Source organism: Pseudomonas sp., assembly GCF_050739995.1.
Classification (GTDB): Bacteria; Pseudomonadota; Gammaproteobacteria; order Pseudomonadales; family Pseudomonadaceae; genus Aquipseudomonas.
Map to the genome: position 1 here is coordinate 1 of NZ_JBOICG010000202.1, position 4966 is coordinate 4966.

The 4966-nt window shown below is 60.9% G+C and carries 5 protein-coding genes; 1 reads left to right on the forward strand and 4 read right to left on the reverse strand.

Annotated features, from left to right (window positions below; translation table 11 throughout):
• Window positions 1-83: 83 nt before the first annotated feature.
• From trpE to ACRESD_RS07075, 4 genes are all read right to left on the reverse strand, one after another.
• Window positions 84-1565, reverse strand: coding sequence for an anthranilate synthase component I (gene trpE / locus ACRESD_RS07060; protein WP_431750273.1), 1482 nt, complete (start codon window positions 1563-1565; stop codon window positions 84-86).
• A gap of 70 nt (window positions 1566-1635) precedes the next feature.
• The gene (locus ACRESD_RS07065) at window positions 1636-2454 is read right to left on the reverse strand and encodes a phosphoglycolate phosphatase (protein ID WP_431750274.1); all 819 of its coding nucleotides are present in this window, start codon (window positions 2452-2454) and stop codon (window positions 1636-1638) included.
• The gene (gene rpe, locus ACRESD_RS07070) at window positions 2451-3125 is read right to left on the reverse strand and encodes a ribulose-phosphate 3-epimerase (protein ID WP_010206952.1); all 675 of its coding nucleotides are present in this window, start codon (window positions 3123-3125) and stop codon (window positions 2451-2453) included. The genes ACRESD_RS07065 and rpe overlap by 4 nt, the downstream gene beginning before the upstream one ends.
• Window positions 3126-3209: 84 nt before the next feature.
• Entirely contained in the window at window positions 3210-4358 is a 1149-nt protein-coding gene (locus ACRESD_RS07075) for an iron-containing alcohol dehydrogenase (protein WP_431750275.1), read from the reverse strand.
• 183 nt (window positions 4359-4541) lie between these two features.
• Here ACRESD_RS07075 and ACRESD_RS07080 point away from each other — a divergent pair.
• A partial coding sequence (locus ACRESD_RS07080) for a DUF3530 family protein (RefSeq protein WP_431750276.1) occupies window positions 4542-4966 on the forward strand: 425 nt, incomplete at its 3' end.

The following is a 4966-nucleotide window of genomic DNA, read 5'->3' on the forward strand; positions in this document are numbered from 1 at the left end:
CGGTACATCAGCTACACATTAAGTGACTGATATTCCTCATTCGCGAGCAAGCCCGCTCCCACACTTGAATCTGTGCTTGGCCGTTAACTTTGCGGGGTTTGCTCGGCCAAGGCTACGGCACGGAACATCGCGCGGCGCTTGTTCAGGGTTTCTTCCCACTCCAGGGCCGGCACCGAGTCAGCCACAATCCCGCCACCTGCTTGCACATGCAGTTCGCCATCTTTGATCACCGCCGTGCGGATCGCAATCGCGGTGTCCATGTTGCCGTTCCAGGCAAAATAACCCACCGCACCCCCGTAGACGCCACGCTTGACTGGCTCCAGCTCGTCGATGATCTCCATCGCACGGATCTTCGGCGCCCCCGACAAAGTGCCCGCTGGCAGGATCGCCCGTAATGCGTCCATCGCGGTCAAGCCGGCCTTCAACTCACCGGTGACGTTGGAGACGATGTGCATCACGTTGGAATAACGCTCGATCACCATTTTCTCGGTCAATTTCACCGAACCGATTTCCGAGACACGCCCGGTATCGTTGCGGCCCAGGTCGATGAGCATCAGGTGCTCGGCGATTTCCTTGTCGTCGCTCAGCAGATCTTCTTCCAGCGCCAGATCCGCTTCTTCGGTCGCGCCACGCGGGCGCGTGCCGGCAATGGGGCGCACGGTGATCAGGTTGTCCTCAACCCGCACCAATACTTCCGGCGAACTGCCCACCACATGGAAGTCACCAAAGTTGAAGAAGTACATGTACGGCGTCGGGTTGAAACAGCGCAGTGCGCGATACAGATCGATCGGCGCGGCCTTGAAATCGATAGACATACGTTGCGACGGCACCACCTGCATGCAGTCGCCGGCGAGGATGTATTCCTTGATGGTGTCGACTGCGCGCTCGTAGTCATGCTGGGTAAAGCTGGAACGGAACACTGGGTCGGCGGCCGGCGGGCGGCTGAGGTCCAGGCCACGACGCGGGGTGATCGGTTGACGCAGTTTTTCCAGCAAGGCTTCGAGGCTGGCCTGGCCTTGTTCGAACGCGTCCGCCTGGGACGGGTCTGCCAGGACGATCGCATGCATCTTGCCAGCGAGGTTGTCGAACACCACCACGGCATCGGAGACCATCAGCAGAATGTCTGGCACGCCCAGAGGGTCCGGGTTCGGGCATTTACCCAAGCGCTTTTCCACATAACGCACGCAGTCGTAGCCGAAGTAACCCACCAGGCCGCCGTTGAATCGCGGCAGGCCGGGAATGGTCGGCACGTTGTAGCGCGCCTTAAAGGACTCGACGAAGGCCAGCGGGTCTTCCACGTCGTGGCTTTCGATCTCGACGCCATCATGGGTGATGCTCACCTGATGGTCGTGTACCCGCAGCACGGTGCGGCACGGCAGGCCGATGATCGAATAACGGCCCCATTTCTCGCCGCCCTGCACCGATTCGAGCAGGTAGGAGTTAGGCTCGTCAGCCAGTTTCAGGTAGATCGACAACGGCGTGTCGAAGTCCGCCAGGGTTTCGCGGGCCATGGGAATACGGTTATAGCCGGCAGCGGCCAAACGCAGGAATTCTTCGCGGATCATGAGGTGCCTCGTGGCTTGAGGAGCTAACAGTCAGGTATGCAAACGTGCCGCAGCGCGCGGCGAGGATCAGTCAGGCGCGCCAACGCCAGCGGGCCAGGGCCTTGATGACTTTCATCCAGAGTTTGCGAGTGACCACCACGATGGAATTTCCAGAAGGGGTTGAATCAATGTCGGGCAACGTTATCTCAGCGCCCGCTTCCAAGCAACCGGGGATTAGCCGTCGCAGGTCATCAATCACCAGCGCCGGAGACTCTTCGGCAATCGGCCGGCCATGGTTGTAGCCATAGCTCAACGCCACACACTGCACGCCTGCTGCTTTCGCCGCCAACACGTCACTGCGCGAATCGCCGACAAACAACGACTGGGACGCCGGGATATTGGCCATTTTCATCACGAAAAACAGCGCCGCCGGGTCGGGTTTCTTCTGCGGCAGGGTATCGCCGCCGATGATCCAGCGGAAATAGCGGCCGATTTTCATCTCATCCAACAGGGGCGCGACGAAGCGCTCCGGCTTGTTGGTGATCAGCGCCATTTCCACACCCTGCTTGCTCAGCCACTTGAGGGTGTCGCGCACGCCTGGATAAACCACGGTCAGCTCGTGGCTGCTTTCATAGGCGGCGTTGAACAGCTCCAGCGCATGTTCGGCCTCGACTTCATCCACACCGTCGGCGTCCATGTGATTGGCCAAGGCCCGGCGCACCAGCATCTGCGCGCCATTGCCGACCCACTCACGCACTGCCTCGATCCCGGCAGGCTTGCGCCCCAGCTTGAGCAGCATCTCGTCCACCGCCGCCGCCAGGTCAGGCACCGAGTCGATCAAGGTACCGTCCAGATCGAACATCACCAGCCGTGGCAGTTTGCCGGGGAATAGCTGCTCAAAGCCGCTCATGGACGCGCCAGCGCCAGTTCGGCCCGCATTTTGTCGATGACTTCCTGATAGTCGGGAGCGTTGAAGATCGCCGAACCGGCCACAAAGGTGTCGGCACCTGCGGCGGCGATTTCACGGATGTTATTGACGTTGACCCCACCGTCGATTTCCAGGCGGATATCACGGCCCGAGGCATCGATCAGCGCGCGGGCTTCGCGCAGCTTGTTCAGGGTGCCAGGAATGAACTTCTGCCCACCGAAGCCAGGGTTGACGCTCATCAGCAAGATCATGTCGACCTTGTCCATCACGTACTCAAGCACGCTCAGCGGGGTGGCAGGGTTGAATACCAGGCCGGCCTTGCAGCCGCCTTCGTGGATCAGTTGCAGGGTACGGTCGACGTGCAGCGAGGCTTCCGGGTGGAAGGTAATGTAGGTCGCGCCGGCTTCGACGAAGTCGCCGATGATGCGGTCTACCGGGCTGACCATCAGATGCGCATCGATCGGCGCGGTGATGCCGTACTTGCGCAGCGCCGCGCAGACCATCGGGCCGATGGTCAGGTTGGGCACGTAGTGGTTGTCCATGACATCGAAGTGCACGAAGTCCGCACCGGCGGCCAATACCTTGTCCACTTCCTCACCCAGTCGGGCGAAGTCGGCGGAGAGAATCGATGGAGCAATTACGAAGGGCTGCATGACGCACCTTTTTTGAACTAAATCACGATGGCGCGCATTGTATACCTCATGCTTTGCCGCGCGCACCGTGACCTAGCTCAATGGCTAGTACGCCGCCCGGTAGATTTTCTCGATATCCGCCACACTGAGCTTGCGCGGATTGTTGCGCATCAGCCGCTCAATGCCTGCCGCCTCCGTGGCCATGGCCGGGATCGCGTCCTCGGGAACCCCGAAGCTGCGCAGGCCCGCCGGGATCTCCACTGCGGCACACAGTCGCGTCATCGCCTCGACGGCTTGGTCGGCGGCCTCCACCACACTTAACCCCGCGGTATTCACGCCCATGGCCTGGGCAATGTCGCGCATGCGCTCGACACAGGCCAACTTGTTCCACTGCATCACGTAGGGCAGCAACAACGCATTACTCACGCCATGCCCGATATGGAAGCGTCCACCCAACGGGTACGCCAAGGCATGCACCGCCCCCACTCCAGCGTTCCCGAACGCCATGCCCGCCATCAAGCTGGCGGTGGCCATGTCGTCACGGGCTTGAATGTGCCCCGGGTTGGCGTAGGCCTTGGGCAACGCGTTGGCAATCAGCTTGATCGCACCGATGGCCAAGGCATCCGTGATCGGCGAGGCATTCAGCGACAGGTAGGACTCGACGGCATGCACCAACGCATCCACGCCACTGGCGGCGGTGACACTGCGTGGGCAGGTGAGGGTCATTTGCGGGCTGATCAGTGCGACATCCGGCAGCAGGTAATCGCTGACGATGCCTTTTTTCAGTTGCGCGCTCTTATCCGAGAGGATCGCCACATTGGTCACCTCCGAGCCAGTGCCGGCGGTGGTCGGGATGGCGATCAGCGGCGGCCCCTTGCGCGGCACCTGGTCGACACCGAACAGATCTGCCAGGGCACCGTGGTAACCGGCATAGGCCGCGACGCTTTTGGCGATATCGATGGCACTGCCGCCACCCAGACCGATCAGCCCGTCATGCCCGCCTTCGCGGTACACGCGCATGCAGTCTTCAACAATGGCGATTTCCGGGTCGGGCAGAACGCGGTCAAAAATTTCATAACTGCGCTCGCCCAGATGCTCCAACGCCAGTGCCACCGTGCCGGAGTCGACCAACGCGGCATCGGTGACGATCAGCGGGTTATCCACATCCAGGCGCGTGAGTTCAAAAGCGAGTTGTTCGATGGCGCCTGCACCAGTCAGCAGTTTGTGGGCGATCTTGAATGAGGAAGTACTCATGTGCGTGGCCTCTTATTCAGAAATGGGCTGGCACAAGCGTAGCTCGGGATTGCGGTTTGCCCATCATTCACGCCCCCAATGACACGACCATCAAGGCATCGCCCGAACCGCCGATAACCCGTCACTGACAAACAATGACCAACCTATTAGGCTGCTGGAATCATTTCTGGCTGGGAATCAACGATGCCACCTTTCCACCGCTCGACACTGGCAACCTTGTGCCTGTCGCTGCTACTGACCAGTACCTTTTTCGTTCAGGCCGCCGACGCCCCCGCGCCTGCTGCCGAAAAACCCGTCGAGCGCCAACCGCTGCCCGAGCGCAGCCAAGCAGAAGCCAGCGCCCTGGAGCGCAATATTCCGCAGCACGAACAGCAACAGTTGCAGGCCGGCAGCGATTCATTCCTGGCCTTGTGGAAACCCGCCAACAGCGCCGAACCGGAAGGTGTGGTGATTATCGTCCCCGGCACCGGGGAAAATGCAGACTGGCCGCAAGCAATCGGACCATTGCGCCGCAAACTGCCCGATGCCAACTGGGGCAGCCTCAGCCTAACGCTACCCGACGTAAGCATGGACACCCTGCCGCCTCGGGTGATCGAAGCGCCTAAAGC